This is a genomic window from Variovorax boronicumulans NBRC 103145, assembly GCF_001591345.1.
Taxonomy (GTDB): domain Bacteria; phylum Pseudomonadota; class Gammaproteobacteria; order Burkholderiales; family Burkholderiaceae_C; genus Variovorax; species Variovorax boronicumulans.
Window position 1 is genome coordinate 18,681 of sequence record NZ_BCUS01000059.1, and the last position, 18,729, is coordinate 37,409.

22 protein-coding genes are annotated in these 18,729 nt (G+C 68.9%); 12 read left to right on the plus strand and 10 right to left on the minus strand.

Annotated features, from left to right (window positions below):
* Positions 1-4: 4 nt before the first annotated feature.
* Genes VBO01S_RS17810 through VBO01S_RS17825 form a run of 4 tightly spaced genes read left to right on the plus strand, consistent with a single transcriptional unit; the run spans position 5 to position 3,712 of the window.
* Entirely contained in the window at positions 5-304 is a 300-nt protein-coding gene (locus tag VBO01S_RS17810) for a FeoA family protein (RefSeq protein ID WP_062477169.1), read from the plus strand.
* Complete coding sequence (gene feoB / locus VBO01S_RS17815; protein WP_062477172.1) at positions 297-2,192, plus strand: ferrous iron transport protein B; 1,896 nt, start codon at positions 297-299, stop codon at positions 2,190-2,192. Before VBO01S_RS17810 ends, feoB begins: the two co-directional genes overlap by 8 nt.
* A gap of 27 nt (positions 2,193-2,219) precedes the next feature.
* Positions 2,220-2,522, plus strand: coding sequence for a DUF6587 family protein (locus VBO01S_RS17820; protein WP_062477175.1), 303 nt, complete (start codon positions 2,220-2,222; stop codon positions 2,520-2,522).
* 5 nt (positions 2,523-2,527) lie between these two features.
* The gene (locus tag VBO01S_RS17825; protein ID WP_062477178.1) at positions 2,528-3,712 is read left to right on the plus strand and encodes an FAD-dependent monooxygenase; all 1,185 of its coding nucleotides are present in this window, start codon (positions 2,528-2,530) and stop codon (positions 3,710-3,712) included.
* 264 nt (positions 3,713-3,976) lie between these two features.
* Here VBO01S_RS17825 and VBO01S_RS17830 read toward each other — a convergent pair whose 3' ends face one another.
* The 4 genes from VBO01S_RS17830 to kynB all read right to left on the minus strand — a co-directional run bounded on the left by VBO01S_RS17830 (position 3,977) and on the right by kynB (position 8,119).
* The gene (locus VBO01S_RS17830; protein ID WP_062477180.1) at positions 3,977-5,230 is read right to left on the minus strand and encodes a hypothetical protein; all 1,254 of its coding nucleotides are present in this window, start codon (positions 5,228-5,230) and stop codon (positions 3,977-3,979) included.
* A 93-nt stretch (positions 5,231-5,323) separates the two neighbouring features.
* Positions 5,324-6,184 (minus strand): tryptophan 2,3-dioxygenase, encoded by an 861-nt coding sequence (gene kynA, locus VBO01S_RS17835; RefSeq protein ID WP_062477183.1) that lies wholly within the window; start codon positions 6,182-6,184, stop codon positions 5,324-5,326.
* Positions 6,181-7,461, minus strand: a complete 1,281-nt coding sequence (kynU, locus tag VBO01S_RS17840; protein ID WP_062477186.1) for a kynureninase — start codon at positions 7,459-7,461, stop codon at positions 6,181-6,183. Before kynU ends, kynA begins: the two co-directional genes overlap by 4 nt.
* Before the next feature lie 13 nt (positions 7,462-7,474).
* Complete coding sequence (kynB, locus tag VBO01S_RS17845; RefSeq protein ID WP_062477189.1) at positions 7,475-8,119, minus strand: arylformamidase; 645 nt, start codon at positions 8,117-8,119, stop codon at positions 7,475-7,477.
* 176 nt (positions 8,120-8,295) lie between these two features.
* Between kynB and VBO01S_RS17850 the strand changes: the two genes are divergently transcribed.
* Entirely contained in the window at positions 8,296-8,772 is a 477-nt protein-coding gene (locus VBO01S_RS17850) for an Lrp/AsnC family transcriptional regulator (RefSeq protein WP_062477192.1), read from the plus strand.
* 12 nt (positions 8,773-8,784) lie between these two features.
* On the opposite strand, the gene VBO01S_RS17855 is transcribed toward VBO01S_RS17850, so the two are convergent.
* From VBO01S_RS17855 to VBO01S_RS17870, 4 genes are read right to left on the minus strand one after another with little or no spacing between them, the layout of a single operon-like run.
* Complete coding sequence (locus VBO01S_RS17855) at positions 8,785-9,102, minus strand: YkgJ family cysteine cluster protein (RefSeq protein WP_062477195.1); 318 nt, start codon at positions 9,100-9,102, stop codon at positions 8,785-8,787.
* Complete coding sequence (locus tag VBO01S_RS17860) at positions 9,099-9,659, minus strand: DUF2867 domain-containing protein (RefSeq protein ID WP_062477197.1); 561 nt, start codon at positions 9,657-9,659, stop codon at positions 9,099-9,101. The genes VBO01S_RS17855 and VBO01S_RS17860 overlap by 4 nt, the downstream gene beginning before the upstream one ends.
* A gap of 34 nt (positions 9,660-9,693) precedes the next feature.
* On the minus strand, positions 9,694-10,629 hold the full coding sequence (gene argF, locus VBO01S_RS17865; protein WP_062477200.1) for an ornithine carbamoyltransferase: 936 nt from the start codon (positions 10,627-10,629) through the stop codon (positions 9,694-9,696).
* Entirely contained in the window at positions 10,626-11,837 is a 1,212-nt protein-coding gene (locus VBO01S_RS17870; RefSeq protein ID WP_062477203.1) for an aspartate aminotransferase family protein, read from the minus strand. The genes argF and VBO01S_RS17870 overlap by 4 nt, the downstream gene beginning before the upstream one ends.
* A gap of 160 nt (positions 11,838-11,997) precedes the next feature.
* On the opposite strand from VBO01S_RS17870, the gene VBO01S_RS17875 reads away from it, so the two are divergent.
* Positions 11,998-12,336, plus strand: a complete 339-nt coding sequence (locus tag VBO01S_RS17875; RefSeq protein WP_062477206.1) for a DUF3579 domain-containing protein — start codon at positions 11,998-12,000, stop codon at positions 12,334-12,336.
* Between the two features lie 165 nt (positions 12,337-12,501).
* Here the strand turns inward: VBO01S_RS17875 and rpsT are convergent, their stop codons facing one another.
* Positions 12,502-12,816, minus strand: a complete 315-nt coding sequence (gene rpsT, locus VBO01S_RS17880; protein ID WP_056571937.1) for a 30S ribosomal protein S20 — start codon at positions 12,814-12,816, stop codon at positions 12,502-12,504.
* 118 nt (positions 12,817-12,934) lie between these two features.
* On the opposite strand from rpsT, the gene murJ reads away from it, so the two are divergent.
* From murJ to VBO01S_RS17905, 5 genes are all read left to right on the plus strand, one after another.
* Positions 12,935-14,488 (plus strand): murein biosynthesis integral membrane protein MurJ, encoded by a 1,554-nt coding sequence (murJ, locus tag VBO01S_RS17885; RefSeq protein WP_062477208.1) that lies wholly within the window; start codon positions 12,935-12,937, stop codon positions 14,486-14,488.
* Between the two features lie 64 nt (positions 14,489-14,552).
* Positions 14,553-15,404 carry a SirB1 family protein gene (locus VBO01S_RS17890; protein WP_062477211.1) on the plus strand — a complete coding sequence of 284 codons (852 nt, stop codon included), beginning with the start codon at positions 14,553-14,555 and terminating at the stop codon, positions 15,402-15,404.
* A gap of 23 nt (positions 15,405-15,427) precedes the next feature.
* On the plus strand, positions 15,428-15,856 hold the full coding sequence (locus VBO01S_RS17895; protein WP_062477214.1) for a bleomycin resistance protein: 429 nt from the start codon (positions 15,428-15,430) through the stop codon (positions 15,854-15,856).
* A 122-nt stretch (positions 15,857-15,978) separates the two neighbouring features.
* Positions 15,979-16,401, plus strand: a complete 423-nt coding sequence (locus VBO01S_RS17900; RefSeq protein ID WP_062477217.1) for a YciI family protein — start codon at positions 15,979-15,981, stop codon at positions 16,399-16,401.
* 31 nt (positions 16,402-16,432) lie between these two features.
* Positions 16,433-16,852 (plus strand): YciI family protein, encoded by a 420-nt coding sequence (locus VBO01S_RS17905; RefSeq protein WP_062477220.1) that lies wholly within the window; start codon positions 16,433-16,435, stop codon positions 16,850-16,852.
* A 7-nt stretch (positions 16,853-16,859) separates the two neighbouring features.
* On the opposite strand, the gene VBO01S_RS17910 is transcribed toward VBO01S_RS17905, so the two are convergent.
* Positions 16,860-17,855 (minus strand): formylglycine-generating enzyme family protein, encoded by a 996-nt coding sequence (locus tag VBO01S_RS17910; RefSeq protein WP_082818181.1) that lies wholly within the window; start codon positions 17,853-17,855, stop codon positions 16,860-16,862.
* 41 nt (positions 17,856-17,896) lie between these two features.
* On the opposite strand from VBO01S_RS17910, the gene VBO01S_RS17915 reads away from it, so the two are divergent.
* Positions 17,897-18,729: RNA polymerase sigma factor (locus VBO01S_RS17915; RefSeq protein ID WP_157627383.1), on the plus strand; the 833-nt coding region annotated here is incomplete at its 3' end.

The window sequence follows — 18,729 nt, forward strand, 5'->3', positions numbered from 1 at the left end:
CACCGTGCGAAACAACGACCTCGGCTCAGCGCCGACCACCACCGCGCTGAGCCTCGACCAGCTTCCGTCCCATCAGTGGGCCACCGTGCTCGACGTGGCCCGCCCCGACAGCGCGGACGACCGCGAGCTGGTGCTGCGCCTGACCGAAATCGGCTTCGTGCCGGGCGAGGCCGTGCGCATCGTCGCCACCGGCACCCCGGGCCGCGAGCCGCTGGCCGTGCGCCTGGGCCACACCACCTTCGCGCTGCGCCGCCACGAGGCCGCGCTGATCCACGTCACGCCGGGGGCCGCGAACCATGGTTGAAGCCGTCATCCAGGGGCCGGGCCGTCTCGGCGCCACCGCGCAGCCCGCGCGCATCGCGCTGCTGGGCAACCCCAACTGCGGCAAGACCGCGCTCTTCAACCTGCTGACCGGCAGCCGCCAGAAGGTCGCCAACTACGCCGGCGTGACCGTCGAGCGCAAGGAAGGCACGCTGCGCACGCCGACCGGCCGCCGCGTGTTCGTGCTCGACCTGCCGGGCGCCTACAGCCTGAACGCCCTGAGCGCCGACGAAGCCGTCACGCGCGACATCGTCACCGGCCAGGCGCAGGAAGCCTTGCCCGACCTGCTCGTGTGCGTGACGGACGCCACCAACCTGCGCCTGAACCTGCGGCTGGTGCTCGAAGCGCGCCAGCTCGGCCTGCCGATGGTGGTGGCGCTCAACATGACCGACATGGCCAAGAAGCAGGGCATCTCGGTCGACACCGCCGTGCTCTCGCGCGAACTCGGCGTGCCGGTGATCGAGACCGTGGGTGTCCACACCGGCGGCGCGAAGAACCTGCTCGAGGCGCTCGACGCACCGGTCGCCGCCGCGGCGCCCCAACCCTGGAAGGCGCCCGGGCTGGACGACGTGCTCGCCACGCAACGCGAGGTGCGCCGCATCCTCGGCCTGGCCGTGAAAGAGCCCGTGGGCAGCCTGGACACCAGCGACCGCATCGACCGCGTCGTGATGCACCCGGTGTGGGGCATGCTGGTGCTGGCCGTCACCATGTTCCTGATGTTCCAGGCCGTGTTCAGCTGGGCCAACGTGCCGATGGACGCCATCAAGGCCGGCACCGAGGGCCTGGGCAACCTCATCAAGACGCACATGCCCGAGGGCATGCTGCAGAGCCTGCTGGTCGACGGCGTGATCGCGGGCGTGGGCGGCGTGATCGTGTTCCTGCCGCAGATCCTGATCCTGTTCCTGTTCATCCTCGCGCTCGAAGACTCCGGCTACCTGCCGCGCGCGGCCTTCCTGCTCGACCGCCTGATGGGCACCGTGGGCCTGTCGGGCCGCTCGTTCATTCCGCTGCTGTCGAGCTTTGCCTGCGCCATTCCGGGCGTGATGGCCACGCGCACCATCAGCAACTGGCGCGACCGCATCACGACCATCATGATCGCGCCGCTCATGACCTGCTCGGCGCGGCTGCCGGTGTATGCGCTGCTGATCGCGGCCTTCATTCCGGCGCGCGAGGTGGGCGGCATCTTCAACCTGCAGGGCGTGGTGCTGTTCGCGCTGTATGTGTTCGGCATCGTCTCGGCGATGGCCGTGGCCTGGGTGATGAAGCGCTTTCGCGACAGCACACGGCACTCGCCGCTCTTGATGGAACTGCCGGCTTACCGCTGGCCGAACCCGCGCAACCTGCTGCTGGGTTTGTATGAGCGGGCCTGGATCTTCATCCAGCGTGTAGGCACGATCATCCTCACGCTCACGATCCTGCTGTGGTTTTTGTCGACTTTCCCGTCGCCGCCCGAGGGCGCGACCGGCCCCGCCATCCAGTACAGCCTGGCCGGCATGATCGGCCGCGGGCTGGAGCACATCTTTGCGCCCATCGGCTTCAACTGGCAGATTTCCATCGCGCTGGTGCCGGGCATGGCCGCACGCGAAGTCGCGGTGGGCGCGCTGGGCACGGTGTATGCGCTCTCGGCCACTGGCGACGACGTGGCCAGCGCGCTGGAGCCGCTCATCGCCGGCAGCTGGTCGCTGGCGACCGCGCTGTCGCTGCTGGTCTGGTACGTGTTCGCGCCGCAGTGCATCTCGACGCTGGCGGCCGTCAAGCGCGAAACCGGCTCCTGGAAATACGTGTGGATCATGGCGGGCTACTTATTCGCTCTGGCATACGTGGCATGCTTCTTGACCTATCGCATTGCACTCGCTTTCGGCGCGGGGTAAAACCACAGGGAAAGGGTTGAAGAAGACATGACACAGCAACTGATCGTCGGATTGATCGTCGCGGCCGCCGCGCTCTACGCGGTCTGGCGCTGGATGCCTGCCGGCTGGCGCCGTGGCGCCGCGCGCAAGTTCGCGGCCGGCACGCAGCGCGCGGGCCTCATCGATCAGGCCCGCGCCGATCAACTCGCCGCCTCGCTGGCCAAGACCTCGGGCTGCGGCTCGTGCGACAGCTGCGGCAGCTGTGCCCCCAAGAAACCCGCTGGCGCCGACCCGGCCGACAGCCACAGCAGCCCCGCGCTGACTTCCACCACGCCCAGCACCGGACGCTGAGTCCGATGCCCGCGCACATCCTCGTCGCCGGGGGCGGGATCGGGGGGCTGGCCACGGCGCTGGCGCTGTCCCGCGCTCACCACCGCGCCGACGTCTTCGAACAGGCCGCCGACTTCGGCGAAATCGGCGCCGGCGTGCAGCTCGGCCCCAATGCCACCCGCCGCCTTCACCAACTCGACCTCGGCCGCGGCCTTGATGCCATCGCGGCGCGCCCCGAGGCGCTCGTGGTCCACAGCGCCGGCAGCGGCGCCGAACTGGCCCGCATGCCGCTGGGCGATGCCATGCAGCAGCGCTACGGCGCGCCGTACTGCTGCGTGCACCGCGCCGACCTGCACACGCTGCTGCTCGATGCCGTGCGCGCGCAGGGCACGGGCTCGCTGGTCACGGCCGCGCGCATCCGTCAGGTCGAGACCAGCGACGACCTGGTCTGCGTCTCGAGCACCGACGCGCGTGCGTGGGAGGGCGAGGCGCTGGTGGGGGCCGATGGCCTGTGGAGCTTGGTGCGGGCGCAGCTTGAGTCTGCTTCTGCCGAAGCGCCGCCGCGTGTGACGGGCCACACGGCCTGGCGTGCGTTGGTGCGTCAGGCCGACCTGCCCGCGGCGCTGCGTCGTTCGCGCGTCGATGTGTGGCTCGGGCCGCGGTTGCATGCGGTCGCGTACCCGGTGCGCGCGGGGGATGCGCTCAACGTCGTTGTGATTGCCGAATCTGCACCGGCTGGTGATGCGCGCGATTGGGATCAGGCCAGCAGCCTGGCTGCACTGAAGCAGGCGATGGGGCGCAGCTGTGCGAGCCTTCAGTCATTGCTCGATGCGATGCCGAGTTGGCGTGCGTGGACGCTGAGCGACCGTGCGCCCGTGGCCGGGCCTGGCGACATGGCGCACGAGCGCGTGGCGCTGGTGGGCGATGCTGCGCATCCGATGGTGCCGTACCTCGCGCAAGGCGCTGGCATGGCGATCGAGGATGCGGTCGCTTTGGCGGATGCCCTGGGCGATGCCTCGGCGTTGGGTGTGCCGGCTGCGTTCGCGCGCTATGCCGAGGCGCGCTGGGAACGCAACGCGCAAGTGCAGGCGCGGGCGCGTCGCAATGGCGAGATCTTTCATGCCACGGGTGCGGTGCGCTTCGGGCGCGACATGGCGATGCGGTTGCTGGGGTCCCGGCTGCTCGATCAGCCCTGGCTGTACGGCGGTTGATTCGGGGCGCGTGCCCAGGCCACCGGGTACTTCCCTCCGCGAATGTCCCCCGGGGCTTCGCCCCTCCCCCTTGATTTCGCTGCGGGAAGCACCCAGTGTCCTGGGCACGGGACGCCGCGCTGGTGTGCAGCCGATCGACAACCGCACTGCCCAACGCTCACGTCGATGGGGTGCCTTGCGCAGCGAAATCAAGGAGGAGGCCGCAGGCCGGGGGACATTCGCGGAGCAAGGCTCCCCGTCGGCGGGAGCGTCGCCCTGAAAGAATCAGAGCCGGAACGTCTGCAAGTGCTCGATGCGTTCGGCCAAGCCTTCCTGCCCCAGGTAATGCCCATGCGTCCCATCGCGCATCTGAGCCAGCGTGGTCTCCAGCTCGACCAGCATCGCGTCGCGATCCGCCACGAAGGCCGGCGGCACGTCGATGCCGATCTGTGCGCAGGCGTCGGCGATCAGGTGCGCGCTGGCGGGCGCACCGCAGGCCGCGCACTTCACGATGGCTGCCACGGTGGGCTCGGCGCCGTTGTCCAGCAGGGCGCGCGTGAGTTCGGGCGAGATCTGGCCGTCGATGTTGCGCAGCACGTCGGGCGCGACCGGTGCGCCCGCGCGCACCAGCGCGGCTGCGGCGGCGAAGGCGCTGTGTCCCACGGCCACGTCGGTGGCGAGTGCACTGCCTTCATGCGGCCCTTCGAAGTTCAGGCCTGCGGCGGCAAGTTCGGCGACCAGCGCAGCGTCGTCGGTGGCAATCGCGTGGCGCAGTGCCGCGCGTGCGAGCGCCGGGTGATGGCGCAGCGTGCCGTCGGCCAGCGGCGTGCGCCAGTCGACGATGGCGCGGCAATAGAAGGTGACCAGCTTGTCCATCAGGTCGAGGTCCAGCCCGTAGCCTTCGTGGCGGTCGTCGAGGTAGGCGAGCAGCGCCTGCCCCGAGAAGTAGTCGCCCGTCGGTGCCAGCGGGTCTTCGTCGAGATGCAGCGCCGCGAAGGCACCGTACAGGTCGGCCGCGACGGGGCTCAGGCCGTCTTCGTGCAGCGCGTGGGTCCAGGCCGGCGGCAGGCCCTGCTTCCACGCAATGACCTGGCCGTGCGTGGCGCCGGGCTCGACCACCGTGTAGACGCGGTCGCAGTACTCGAAGCCGCCGAAGGGCAGGTGCGTGAGCTTGCCGCTCCAGGGCGTGCCGCCGTCTTCGGCCGCTTCCTCGGCGAGTTCCTGTTCGTGTTCGATCCAGCCCTGCAGGTCGCGGTAGCCGTCGCTGCCGTCCCAGAACAGCTCCGACCAGCTGACGCTCTCGACGTTGCCGTTCATCGGCAACGCCAGGTCGTAGTCGAGGCGCCCGCCCGCCGTGTGCTGCCACAGCGCGACCAGCGCCTCGGGCAGCGGGCCGGCGCACAGGGCTTGCACCGCGTCGATCTGCTGCTGCGGCATCGGCGGCTGCGCGTCGAAGATCACGCGATCGGCGAACAGCACGACGCCGTGTTCGCGCAGGGTGGAGAGCTCTTCGGCAGAGAACGAGGTGTTGTTGTTCATGGCAGCAGCCTCCGTGTTCTCCAAAATGTAGCGCTTTGCGCCGATGGAGCAACCCTCGTTCGCCCGGGGCCACCGCGAGCCCCGCATGTCGCACTACAAGTCGGTGCGCAGCTTCCAGATCTCGGGGAACAACACCACGTCGAGCATCTTGCGCAAGTAGCTCACGCCCCCCGTGCCGCCGGTGCCGCGCTTGAAGCCGATCACGCGCTCCACGGTGGTCACGTGGCGGAAGCGCCAGAGGCGGAAGGCGTCTTCGAGGTCGGTGAGTTTTTCGCCGAGCTGGTACAGGTCCCAGTGGTCGTGCGGGTTGCGATAGACCGTGAGCCAGGCGGCTTCGACGCCGTCGCTCGATTCGTAGGGCTGGGTCCAGTCGCGCTCCAGGCGGTCGGCGGGCACGGGCAGGCCGTGGCGTGCGAGCAGGCGCAGCGATTCGTCGTAGAGCGAGGGTGCGCGGTAGGCTGCATCCACCTGCGCGAGCAGGTCGGCGCGATGCGCGTGCGGCTTGAGCATGGCGGCGTTCTTGTTGCCGAGCAGGAACTCGATGCAGCGGTACTGCGCGCTCTGGAAGCCGCTGGAATTGGCGAGGTAGGGGCGCATCGCCGTGTATTCGGGCGGCGTCATGGTCGAGAGCACGGTCCATGCGCTCACCAGCTGTTCCATGATGCGGCTCACGCGCGCGAGCATCTTGAAGGCGTCGGGCAGGCGCTCTTGCGCGATGCACTGCACGGCGGCGTGCAGTTCGTGCAGCATGAGCTTCATCCAGAGCTCGCTGGTCTGGTGCTGCACGATGAACAGCATCTCGTCGTGCGCGGGCGACAGCGGGTGCTGCGCGTTCAGGATCTCGTCGAGGTGCAGGTAGTCGCCGTAGCTCATGGACTTGCTGAAGTCCAGCTGCGCCTTCTCTTCGTGGACGATGGACTCGGGGGTCTTGTTGCTGTCGTTGTCGGTGCTCATGTCACTGCGTTCTTGCGGTTGAATTCGGCGCGTCGCCACTCGCCGGTCTCGAGCACCTGCACGAGGTGTTCGACCGAGTGCCACACGTCCTCGAAGCCGAGGTACAGCGGCGTGAAGCCGAAGCGCAGGATGTCGGGCATCTGCGAATCGCCGGCGCGGTAGTCGCCGATCACGCCGCGCGCGATCAGCGCCTGCACGATGGCGTAGGCGCCTTCTTCGCGGCTGAGGCACACCTGCGAGCCGCGCAGTGCGTGGTCGCGCGGCGTGACGAGCGAGAGGCCTTGTCCTGCGCAGCGTTGCTCGACCAATTGGATGAACAGGTCGGTGAGCGCGAGCGATTTGGTGCGTAGCGCGGCCATCGCACCGCCGGTGCCGTTGAAGGCTTCGGCGGCGAGCACGGTGTCGAGCCCGCATTCGAGGCCGGCCAAGGCGATGACCGGTTGCGTGCCGCACAGGTAGCGGCCGACGCCTGGGGCAGGGCGGTAGTGCGGTGTGAACTCGAAGGGCGCCGCGTGGCCCCACCAGCCCGACAGCGGCTGCTCGAACTGGCCTGCGTGCTTGGTGTTCACCCAGGCGAAGGCCGGCGCGCCGGGGCCGCCGTTGAGGTACTTGTAGCCGCAGCCGATCGCGTAGTCGGCGCCGCTGTCGTTGAGCGCCACGGGCACGGCGCCCGCGCTGTGCGCCAGGTCCCACACGGTGAGCGCGCCCGCGGCGTGCGCGGCGGCGGTGACGGCCTTCATGTCGTGCATGGCGCCGGTGCGGTAGTTGACGTGCGTGAGCATGAGCACGGCGACCTCATCGGTCAGTGCGGCTGGGAGCTCACTCGCATCGATCAGCTTCAGCGTGAAGCCGCGTTCGCGGCACAGCGATTCGGCGATGTACAGGTCAGTGGGAAAGTTGCTGCGCTCGCTCACCACCAGCTTGCGGCCGCTGGCCTTCTGCTGCGAGAGCGCGGCGAACAGCACCTTGTAGAGATTGACGGAGGTGCTGTCGGTGCACACCACTTCGCCGGGCGCGGCGCCGATCAGGCGGGCCACCTTGTCGCCCAGGCGCTGCGGCAGGTCGAACCAGCTCGCGGTGTTCCACGAGCGGATCAGGCCTTCGCCCCATTCCTTGGCGACCACGTCGGCGATGCGCGCGGGCGCGGCCTTGGGCAGCACGCCGAGCGAGTTGCCGTCGAGGTAGAGCACGCCCTCGGGCAGGGTGAATTGGTCGCGCAGGGCGCGCAGCGGGTCTTGCGCGTCGAGGGCGCGGCAGTCGGCAAGGGTCGTCGTCATGGAAAGGGTGGTTTCAGCGGGGAAGTTCGCGCAGCACGGCGCGCACGGGGGAGGCATCGGCGCTTGTCAGCTTGAGCGGCAGCGCGATGAGTTCGTAGTCGCCCTCGGGCACGGTGTCGAGCACGAGGTTTTCGAGCACGCGCAGGTCGAGGTGGCGGATGCGCTGGTGGCTGTCGAGCGTCTTGCTGTCGGCCGGGTCGATGCTGGCGGTGTCGATGCCGATGAGCTTCACGCCCATGGCCGCCAGGCGCTCGACGGTGGCGGGTGCATAGGCCGCGAGCTGCGGGTCCCAGCGGTCGACGGGCATGGCCGGGTAGGTGCGCACGAGCACGCGCGGGGGCAGCGTGTCGTTCACGGCATGCGCGATGTGCTCCCAGGTGACCAGCGGGCCGCGGCCGATCGCATGGATCACGCGGCACGGGCCGAGGAAGGGCGTGAGGTCGACCTGGCCGATGGTCTGGCCTTCGGGGGCGTAGTGCAGCGGCGCGTCGGCATGGGTGCCCACGTGCGGCGACAGCGTGATCGCGCTCACGTTGACCGGGCAGCCGGGGCCGATGGTGGCGCACCACTGCTGCGAATACGGCGTGTCGCCCGGGAACACCGGGCTGCCGGCGTGCACGGGGGCGGAGATGTCCCAGAGTCGGAGCGGGGCGGTCATGGCGGGCGGCAGGGCGGATGAAGAAAAAGGGCAGTGTGGGCCGGTTGGAGTCGCTCCACAAGGGGCCGGCGGGTGCCGAATGCTATGCGCAGTGGTTGCCTTGCGTCGAGAAGTTATCCATCAATCATCGAAAGATTGAATAATCTATTCAATTGAAAGGAAATGGAGAACAAATCATGCAAGCCGACCTCGACCGAACCGACCTCCAGCTGCTGCGCGCGCTGCAGGACAACGCCCGCCTGACCTCGGGCGAGTTGGCGCAGATGGCGCACCTGTCGCAGTCGCCGTGCTGGCGCCGGGTGAAGAAGCTGGAGGACGATGGTGTGATCGGCGGCTACCACGCGGGCCTGAACCGGCGCGCGTTGGGGTTCGGCGTGCTGGCCTTCGTGATGGTCGGCATCGACCACCAGACCGAGATCTCGTCGCGCGCCTTCGAGGACGCGGTGTGCGCCATTCCCGAGGTGGTGATGTTCCACGGCATCTCGGGGCCGGCGGATTTCATCCTCGTGGTGGTTGCGAAGGACCTCGATGCCTATTCCGACCTGCTGCAGCGCAAGCTGCATCGCCTGCCGGGCGTGCGCCATGTGCAGACGCATTTCTCGCTGCAGGAGTTCAAGGGGCAGTTGGGCGGGTTACCGGTGCCCGTCGCCTGACCTGGCCTGTCGTCAGTGCAGCTCGTCGGACAGCATCGGCAGCCCATGCCGCAGGCGCGCGCGCTGGCAGGCGTCGCTGCCGGCCTGCAGCTCGTGGCAGGGGTTGGGGCGCCATTCGTAGATGCCGCAGGCCACCGACTGGCCGATCTTGCCGGTGAGCGCGGCGCAGCGCGCCGGCGTGTGGTCGGTGCCGCGCATGCGGCACAGGGCGTCGTTCACGTCGACCGCCAGGCCCGAGGGCACGCGGCCGCCGTGGTCGTCGAGCTCGTGCACGCTGAAGTCGACGCGGTAGCTGGCGCAGCAGGCGCCGCAGGTCTGGCAGGGATTCATGGGGCGAGCAGCGCGGCGTCACGCACGCGCTGCAGCATGCGGCGGCGGATCAGCCCGCTCGCGGGTCGGATCAGCAGCCAGTAGGCGGTGAAGCGGCGCTGCGCGGCGGCATCGCCGCACCAGACCCGGGTGCGCGTGGTGAGGCGCGTGCCCGCGCCCTCGGGCTCGGCCGTGAAGTGGAGCACCAGCTTGGCCAGGCCCGTGGCATCGAGCGCGGCGAAGGCGGGGCCGTCGGCCAGCGGGACCAAGCCGTAGTCGAAGCGCCAGAAGCGGCCGGCCAGGCCGAAGGCCAGTTCGCGCTCGCCGTCGCGCCCCAGCGGCGTGAAGTCGGCAAAACCGAAGGCCTCGCGCTGGCGCAGCGTGGGGGCGGCCAGCCCGAGCCGGCTGGCCAGCCGGTTCGGCAGTTCGCGCAGCGCGATCAGGCTGCGCGCCACGGGGTCGTCGGTGATCTCGGGCCGGGCCGCCACGTCGAGCACGCGCGCGGGCGGCGCGGGCACGTGGAGGCTGTGCGTCTCCGCGAACTGGTAGCGCGGCAGGTAGCGGTTCATCAGCTCCATGCGGCGCCTGGGTGGTTCAGCGGTTCGGTGTCTGTCAGAGCCTGCCGAGCAGCAGGAACTCCATCAGCGCTTTTTGCGCGTGCAGGCGGTTCTCGGCCTCGTCCCACACCACCGACTGCGGGCCGTCGATGACCTCGGCCTGCACTTCCTCGCCGCGGTGCGCGGGCAGGCAGTGCATGAAGAGGGCGTCGGTCTGGGCGATGCGCATCATGTCCTCGTCGACGCACCAGTCGGCGAAGGCCTTGCGGCGCGCCTCGTTCTCGGCCTCGTAGCCCATGCTGGTCCACACGTCGGTGGTGACGAGGTCGGCGCCGCGGCAGGCTTCCATCGGGTCCTGGAAGACCTTGTAGCTGTCGCCCGAGCGGATGCCGGCGATCGACTGGTCGACCTCGTAGCCGCTGGGCGTGCTCACGTGCACGGTGAAGCCCAGGATTTCGGCGGCCTGCAGCCAGGTGTTGGCCATGTTGTTGCCGTCGCCGACCCACGCCACCGTCTTGCCCTGGATCGAGCCGCGGTGCTCGATGTAGGTGAAGATGTCCGCCAGGATCTGGCAGGGGTGGAACTCGTTGGTCAGGCCGTTGATGACGGGCACGCGCGAGTGCGCGGCGAAGGCGTCGATCTTGGTCTGCTCGTAGGTGCGGATCATCACCAGGTCGACCATGCGGCTGATGACCTTGGCGCTGTCCTCGATGGGCTCGGCGCGGCCCAACTGGCTGTCGCCCGTGGTCAGGTGCACCACGCTGCCGCCGAGCTGGTACATGCCGGCCTCAAAGCTCACGCGGGTGCGCGTGCTGGCCTTCTCGAAGATCATGGCCAGCGTGCGGTCGGTCAGCGGCTGGTGCTTTTCGTAGGTCTTGAACTTCTTCTTGATGATCGCCATGCGATCGAAGAGGTAGACGTACTCGTCGGCCGTGAGGTCCGAGAACTGCAGGTAGTGGCGCAGGGCGTTCGGTGCGGCGGCGGTCGTCATTGCGCAACAGGCTCCGAGAGGAAGGTTTTGACGATCGGCGCGAGGATCGCAACGATCTCGTCGGCTTCGGCAATGCTCAGGATGAGCGGCGGCACGAGGCGGATCACCTTGTCGGCCGTGACGCTCAGCAGCAGGCCGGCGTCGCAGGCGCGGTTCAGGATCGCGCCGCAGGGGCGGTCGAGCTCGATGCCCAGCATCAGGCCCTGGCCGCGGATTTCCTTCACGCCCGGCAGGCTGCCGATTTCGCGCTCCAGCGCGGCCTTCAGGTGGGCGCCGACGGTGGCGGCGTTCTCGAGCAGCTTGTGCTCTTCCATGATGCGGATGGTTTCCACACCGGCGCGCATCGCCAGCGGGTTGCCGCCGAAGGTGGTGCCGTGGTTGCCCGGGCCGAAGATGTTGGCGGCCTTGGGGCCGGCCACGACGGCGCCGATCGGCACGCCCGAGCCCAGGCCCTTGGCCAGCGGCATCACGTCGGGCTTGATGCCCGCCCACTGGTGGGCGAACCACTTGCCGGTGCGGCCCATGCCGCACTGCACTTCGTCGATCATCATGAGCCAGTCGCGCTCGTCGCACAGCTGGCGCACCTGCTTGAGGTAGTCGACGCGCATCGGGTTGATGCCGCCTTCGCCCTGGATGGTTTCGAAGAACACGGCGACCACGTTCGGGTTGCCTTCGGTGGCCTTCTTCAGCGCCTCGATGTCGTTCAGCGGCACGCGGATGAAGCCTTCGACCAGCGGGCCGAAGCCGGCCTGCACCTTGGGGTTGCCGGTGGCCGACAGCGTGGCGATGCTGCGGCCGTGGAAGGCGGCTTCGTAGACGACGATCTCGGGGCGCTCGATGCCCTTGTCATGGCCGTACTTGCGGGCCAGCTTCAGGGCCGCTTCGTTGGCTTCCAGGCCGGTGCAGCAGAAGAAGGCGTTGGTCAGGCCCGACAGCTCGGTGAGCTTGGTGGCGAGTTGTTCCTGGCCGGTCACGTGGTAGTAGTTGGAGCTGTGGATCAGCTTGGTCAGCTGGTCCTGCAGCGCGGGCACCAGCTCGGGGTGGTTGTGGCCCAACGTGTTGACGGCGATGCCGCCCAGGCCGTCGAGGTAGGCCTTGCCCGTGGTGTCCCAGACTCGGCAGCCCTGGCCGTGCGACAGCGCGATCGGCAGGCGACCGTAGGTGTTCATGACGTGGGGCGAGGTGGGTTGCTGGGCGGTGGCGCTCATTCGGTTCTCCAGATAGGGAACGCGAATTCTAGGCGTGCGGTTTGACGGCTTCGTTGAGGATTCCGCATCACAGCAATGCCCCCCATTCAGGATGCAAAAAGGGCCCCGGATACAATCGCTTGCTGCACCGCAGCACCTGTTCCGGTCGCCTCACTTCACGATGATTTCCCCCAACGCCAAAGAAATCTTCATCCAGGGCATCACCCACGATGGCCGCACTTTTCGCCCCAGCGACTGGGCCGAACGCCTCGCCGGCGTCATGTGCTCCTTCCGCCCCGGCGGCGCCTACCCGGGCAGCCACCTGAGCTATTCGCCCTGGTGCATTCCCACGACCATCAACGGCGTGAAATGCGTGGTGGTGAACCGCGCCCTGCGCGACGCCGAGCCCATGGCCTGGGACTTCTGTGTGAACTTCGCCAAAGACAACAACCTCCAGGTGGCCGAGGCCTGCCTGGTGCCCGACCCGGCGGACACGCCGCCCCCTCCCAAAAAGACCTGACTTCCAGGTCTTTTTTTTTGGGCTTCGCGGGTTGCTCGCGCCTGGATGCTTTTCGAGCGCCCATGAAAAAACCGCCCGAAGGCGGTTTTTCACTTTTGCTTGCTGCAGCGCACCCCGATCAAACGGCGGACCGGAGGATTCCGGTCCGGGCTTGCCTGACAGGTGTCAGGCGGCGGCCTTTTCAGGCGCCAGGGCGAGGGCCTTGACCTTGGCCGACAGGCGGCTCTTGTCGCGGGCAGCCTTGTTCTTGTGGAAGATGCCCTTGTCGGCGACGGTGTCGACGATGCTCTGGGCCTTCGCGAACAGTTCGCTTGCCTTGGTCTTGTCGCCAGCCAGAACAGCCTTTTCGACGTTCTTGACAGCGGTACGGTATTTGGAGCGCAGCGAGGTGTTCGCAGCGTTGAGCTTGACGTCCTGGCGGACGCGCTTGCGGCCCGACGCGAGGCGCGGGTTCTTCTTCTTGGGCTTGGCGGATGCCATATTTAGTGTTCCTTAGGTGTCTGAGGATGATGCAGCAAAGCCCTCCATTATAGGCCGGGTTCCGGTTTTTGCCGAATTGCCTGCTTTTGCCACCTTTCGCAGCCCTACACTCGCCCCCGTGTCCCTGTTCAAATCCGCCTCCACCGTCTCCCTGCTGACCCTCGCTTCGCGGATCACGGGCCTCGTGCGCGACGTGCTGTTTGCCTCGGTGTTCGGCGTCAGCGCGCTCACCGACGCCTTCAACGTCGCCTTTCGCATCCCCAACCTGTTTCGCCGCGTGTTCGGCGAAGGCGCCTTCAGCCAGGCCTTCGTGCCGGTGCTGGCCGCGCGCAAGACCGAGGCGGGGCAGGAGGGCGCCCGGGAGCTGGTCGACCACGTCGCCACGCTGCTGACCTGGGCCCTGGTGGTGCTGTGCGTGGCCGGCGTGGCCGGCGCGCCGCTGCTGGTCTGGGCCATGGCCAGCGGCCTGCAGGGCTTCGACGCCGCCGTGGTCATGACGCGCTGGATGTTCCCCTACATCGGCTTCATGTCGCTGGTGGCGCTGGCGGGCGGCATTCTCAACACTTGGCGCAAGTTCGCGGTGCCGGCGGCGTCGCCGGTGTTGCTCAACATCGCGCTGATCCTGTCGATCTCCATCGGCGCGCCGCTGTTTCGCCGCTACGGCATCGAACCGATCTACGCCCAGTGCGTGGGCGTGATGGTCGGCGGCGTGCTGCAGCTGGCCCTGCAGATCCCGGCGCTGCGCGCATTGGGGCTCATGCCGCGCATCGGCGCCAGCTTCAAGGCGCTGCGCGCCGCGTGGACCGATCCGACCACCCGCAAGGTCATGAAGCTCATGCTGCCGGCGCTGCTGGGCGTGAGCGTGGCGCAGATCTCGCTGCTCATCAACACGCAGATCGCCTCGCACCTGGCCACCGGCAGCGTGACCTGGGTCACCAACGCCGACCGGCTGATGGAATTCCCCACCGCCATGCTCGGCGTGGCGCTGGGCGTGGTGCTGATGCCGCAGCTCGCGGGCGCCCGCGCCGCCAAGGACGACGCGCGCTACTCCTCGCTGCTCGACTGGGGCCTGCGCCTCGTGGTGCTGCTGGCGGCGCCGTGCGCGGTGGCGCTGCTGCTGTTCGCCAAGCCGCTGGTGGCCGTCCTGTTCCACAACGGCGCCTACACCGGCGAGGACGTGGGCCGCACCACCGTGGCGCTCATGGGCTACGGCGTGGGGCTGGTCGGCCTCGTGGCCGTCAAGGTGCTCGCGCCCGGCTACTACGCCAAGCACGACACGCGCACGCCCATGCTGATCGCCGTGACGGTGCTGGTGTTCACGCAGGTGCTCAACTTCTTCCTGGTGCCGCTGCTGCAGCACGCGGCGCTGACGCTGACCATCGGCATCGGTGCGCTGGTCAACGCGCTGTGGCTGCTGATCGGCCTGATCCGGCGCGGCAGTTACACCCCCGAGCCCGGCTGGGGCAAGTTCGCGCTGCAGGTGCTGCTGGGCACCGTGGTGCTGGCGGCCCTGCTGGCCTGGGGCGCGCATTATTTCGATTGGGTCGGCCTGCGTGCGCAGCGCCTGCACCGCATCGGCCTGTTGGCCGCGCTCGTCGCCGGCGCCGCGCTGCTCTATTTCGCCGTGCTCACCGCCGCAGGCGTGCGCCTGCGCAGTTTCATGCGCCGCTGAAGCGCCGTTGGCGAGCCGGAAAACACTGCCTTGACGCTCCCTGCGGGCTCCTCTACAAAGCCATATGACGTTCAGCTACCAGGTTCCCACGGCACTGGAATATTTCGAGTCGCTGGTCGGCAGCGATGACCACTTTCCGCTGCTCGAAGCGGCCGCCAGCATCGCGCAGGACGAATACCCCGAACTCGACGTGCAGCAGGTGCTGGGCGACGTCGACCAGTTGCTCGCGCGCCTCAAGCGCCGCCTGCCGGCCGATGCCGCGCCGCTGGCCCGGCTGCGCGCGCTGAACCAGTTCTTCTTCAGCGACCTGAATTTCGGCGGCAACGTCAACGACTACTACGACCCCGACAACAGCTACCTGAACGCCGTGCTGCGCACCCGCCGCGGCATTCCGATCTCGCTGGCCGTGCTGTGGATGGAACTGGCCCAGGGCCTGGGCCTGCAGACGCGCGGCATCAGCTTTCCGGGGCATTTCATGGTCAAGGTCACGCTGCCCAAGGGGCAGGTCGTGATCGACCCGTTCACCGGCAAGTCGCTCTCGCGCGAAGAGCTGGGCGAGCGGCTCGAACCCTACAAGCGCGGCAACGGGCTGGTCGGCGAATTCGACGTGCCGCTGGGCCTGTACCTGCAGCCCGCGAGCCCGCGCGAGATCATCGCGCGCATGCTGCGCAACCTGAAGGAAGTGCACCACGCGCAGGAAGACTGGCCGCGCTACATCGCGGTGCAGAACCGCCTCATTGCGCTCTTGCCCACCGCCTGGGGCGAGCACCGCGACCGCGGCGTGGCGCATGCCGAGCAGGGCCATGCGGCGCTGGCCGTGCGCGACCTCGAAACCTACCTCGCCAACGCCGAAGACGCGCTCGACATCGACGCGATCGCCGAGCGCGTGGCGCTGCTGCGGCGCCTGGCCAACTAACCAGCCCTACAGCCACAACGCCCATGACCGACACCCGCACCGGCGTGAGCGCGGCGCCCGACCTGGGCACGCTGCACGAATTCCACGGCGTGCAGCCGGTGCTGCCGGTGTCCGACGTCTCGCGCGCCGCGCGCTGGTTTTCCGAGGTGCTGGGTTTCGAGATCGACTTCATCGCTGGCGAACCGCCCAGCTACGCCCGCGTGAAGAAGGGCGACCGCAGCTATGGCGACCCCGTGTACCTGCGCCTGTGGCAGTGCGGCAGCCGCGAGGCCCGGCCCTGGCGCGGCGAAATCGTGATCCACGTCGGCAAGGACATCGACGGCCTGCATGCCGCCTATGTGAAGCGCGGCGTGACCATCATCGAGCCGCCCACGTCCCAGCCCTGGGGCCTGCGCGAATTCGCGATCCGCGAACCCGACGGCCACGTGCTGCGGTTCTGCGGCTATCTCTGAAACACAAAATTACAAGCAGATCGATGCGGCCGTGTCGATCCGTGGCCCGCTCGCGCGACGTGTGAACAGGAGCACGCAGATTCCGGCGTCTCCCGATCCCACCCACTTTCAGGAGAAACGACATGCGATTCATGGTTCTGGTCAAGGCGAGCAAGGATTCCGAAGCCGGCGTGATGCCGAGCACCGAGCTCCTCACCGAGATGGGCCGGTTCAACGAAGAACTGGTCAAGGCCGGCGTGCTGCTGGCGGGCGAGGGGCTGCACCCGTCGTCCAAGGGCGCGCGCGTGCGCTGCGAAGGCAAGAAGCGCACCGTCATCGACGGCCCCTTCACCGAGACGAAGGAGTTGCTCGCGGGCTTCTGGCTGCTGCAGGTCAAGTCGAAGGAAGAAGCCATCGAGTGGATCAAGCGCAGCCCCTTCCAGGAAGGCGAGATCGAGATCCGCCAGGTCTTCGAGGCCACCGATTTCGGCGAGGCCATGACGCCCGAGCTGCTGGCCCAGGAAGACCGCCTGCGCGCCGAGTCGGCCGCCAAGGCCGGCCGCTGAACTTCATCCATTCCTCGAAGGAGAAACGATCATGCGATTCATGCTGCTGATGATTCCCCACGGCTACGAAAGCGCCGCGCCCGGCACGGTGCCCGACGACGTCGAACGCGTGGGGTCGATGATGGCCTTCAACGAGTCCCTGCAGAAGGCCGGCGTGCTGATCGGCTGCGAGGGCCTGCACCCGCCGTCGATGGGTGCGCGCGTGAGCTTTCCGGGCGGCAAGCCGAAGGTGGTTGACGGCCCCTTCGCCGAGGCCAAGGAAGTGCTGGGCGGCTACTGGCTGATCGACGTCGCCTCGCGCGCCGAGGCCATCGAATGGGCGAGCCGCTGCCCGGGCAGCGAGAACGAGGTCATCGAGATCCGTCAGGTGCAGGAGGTGGAGGACTTCTCGCCCGAGGTGCAGGACGTGGCGAGCGAGTTCACGTCGATGCAGCAGACGCTGAAGAAGTGAGCCGACCCTAGTCTTCCCGCACCAGCCGGATGCCCACCAGCGTGTAGCGCGTGTCCGGCGCATTCCAGTTGCGGTACGACGAGCGGGCATAGAAAGCCCAGGTGTGCCAGGAGCCGCCGCGGCGCACGCGCACGGTGCCCGTGGCGGGGCCCTGGGGGTCGTCGACCGGTGAGCGCGCGTAGTATTCGTCGCCATGCCAGTCGGCCACCCACTCCCACGCATTGCCGTGCATGTCGTAGAGGCCCCAGGCGTTCGGCGCGAAGCTGCCGACCGGGGCGGTGAAGGCAAAACCGTCGTCGCCTGCGAGCGCCATCGCGCGCCAGCGCGGCCAGTGGGCGGCGCTGCGCGTGTCGAACACATTGGCCCCGCGCAGCAGCGTGGCCGGATCGTCCCCCGTGCTGTAGCGCGTGCGCGTGCCGGCGCGGCAGGCGTACTCCCACTCGGCCTCGGTCGGCAGGCGGTAGCGCCGGCCCTCCGTCGTGCTCAGCCATGCGGCCAGCGCCTGCGCGTCGTTCCAGCTCACGTTGACGACCGGGTGGTCGTCGCCCTGCGCGAAGCCCGGGTTGCGCCACGAGTAGCGCGGGTCGCGGCCTTCGAAGGCGTCGCCGCGCCGCGTGGTGGCGGGGTCGTAGTCGGCGCGCCAGCCGTAGCCGCCGGTGCCGTCGGCCACCGATTCGGGCACGTGGCCCGAGGCCTCGAGGAAGCGCCGGAACTGGCCCACCGTCACCTCGTGCCGGCCCATCCAGAACGCCCGCGTGATGCGCACCTTGTGCACCGGCCCTTCGTCGGCCAGCTGGGTGAAGCGTTCCTTGGGCAGTTGGGGGTAGTCGCGTGCCAGCGCCTCGGGCGGCTCGTCGCTGCCCATGAGGAATTCGCCGGCCGGCAATCGCACGAAGGCCATGCCCAGGCTGTTGCGTTCCACGGCGAGGTCGTCCGCCCGGGCGCCCCCGCAGGCGAGGCCGAACGCGAAACCCAGGCTCCACAAGACGAGGCGTGGTGTCATGGCCGCATGCTATCCGGCCCGCCGGGCCGCAGCGAGGCCGCATGAGCATCGGACCAGACACCGCCGCCATCCACCGCGCCATCGAGGCGGTCTGGCGCATCGAGTCCGCGAAGATCATCGCCGCGCTCGCGCGCAAGGTGCGCGACGTGGGCCTGGCCGAAGAGCTGGCGCAGGACGCGCTGGTGGCCGCGCTCGAGCAGTGGCCCGTCGACGGCGTGCCCGACAACCCCGCCGCCTGGCTCACGCAGGTGGCCAAGCACCGCGCCCTCGACCGCCTGCGCCACGTGCAGCTGGCCGAGCGCAAGGCGCCCGAGATCGGCCGCGAGCTCGACGCGCTGCACGCCATGGCGCAGGCCGACTTCGCGCAGGCGGTGGATGCGGCGCTCGACGACGACCTGCTGCGCCTGGTGTTCACCGCCTGCCATCCGGTGCTCTCGACCGAGGCGCGCGTGGCGCTCACGCTGCGGCTGATGGGCGGCCTCACGACCGACGAGATCGCGCGCGCCTTTCTCGTGCCCGAGGCCACCGTGGCGCAGCGCATCGTGCGTGCCAAGCGCACGCTGGCCGAGGCGCGCGTGCCCTTCGAGGTGCCGCGCCGCCACGAGCTCGAAGCCCGGCTGGCCTCGGTGCTCGAGGTGCTTTACCTGATCTTCAACGAGGGCTACTCGGCCACCGCCGGCGACGACTGGATGCGCCCCGCGCTGTGCGACGAGGCGCTGCGCCTGGGCCGCATCGTGGCCGAGCTGGTGCCCGGCGAGGCCGAGGCGCACGGGCTGGTCGCGCTGATGGAAATCCAGGCGTCGCGCACCGCCGCGCGCGTGGGGGCCTCGGGCGAACCGGTGCTGCTGCTCGACCAGAACCGCGCGCGCTGGGA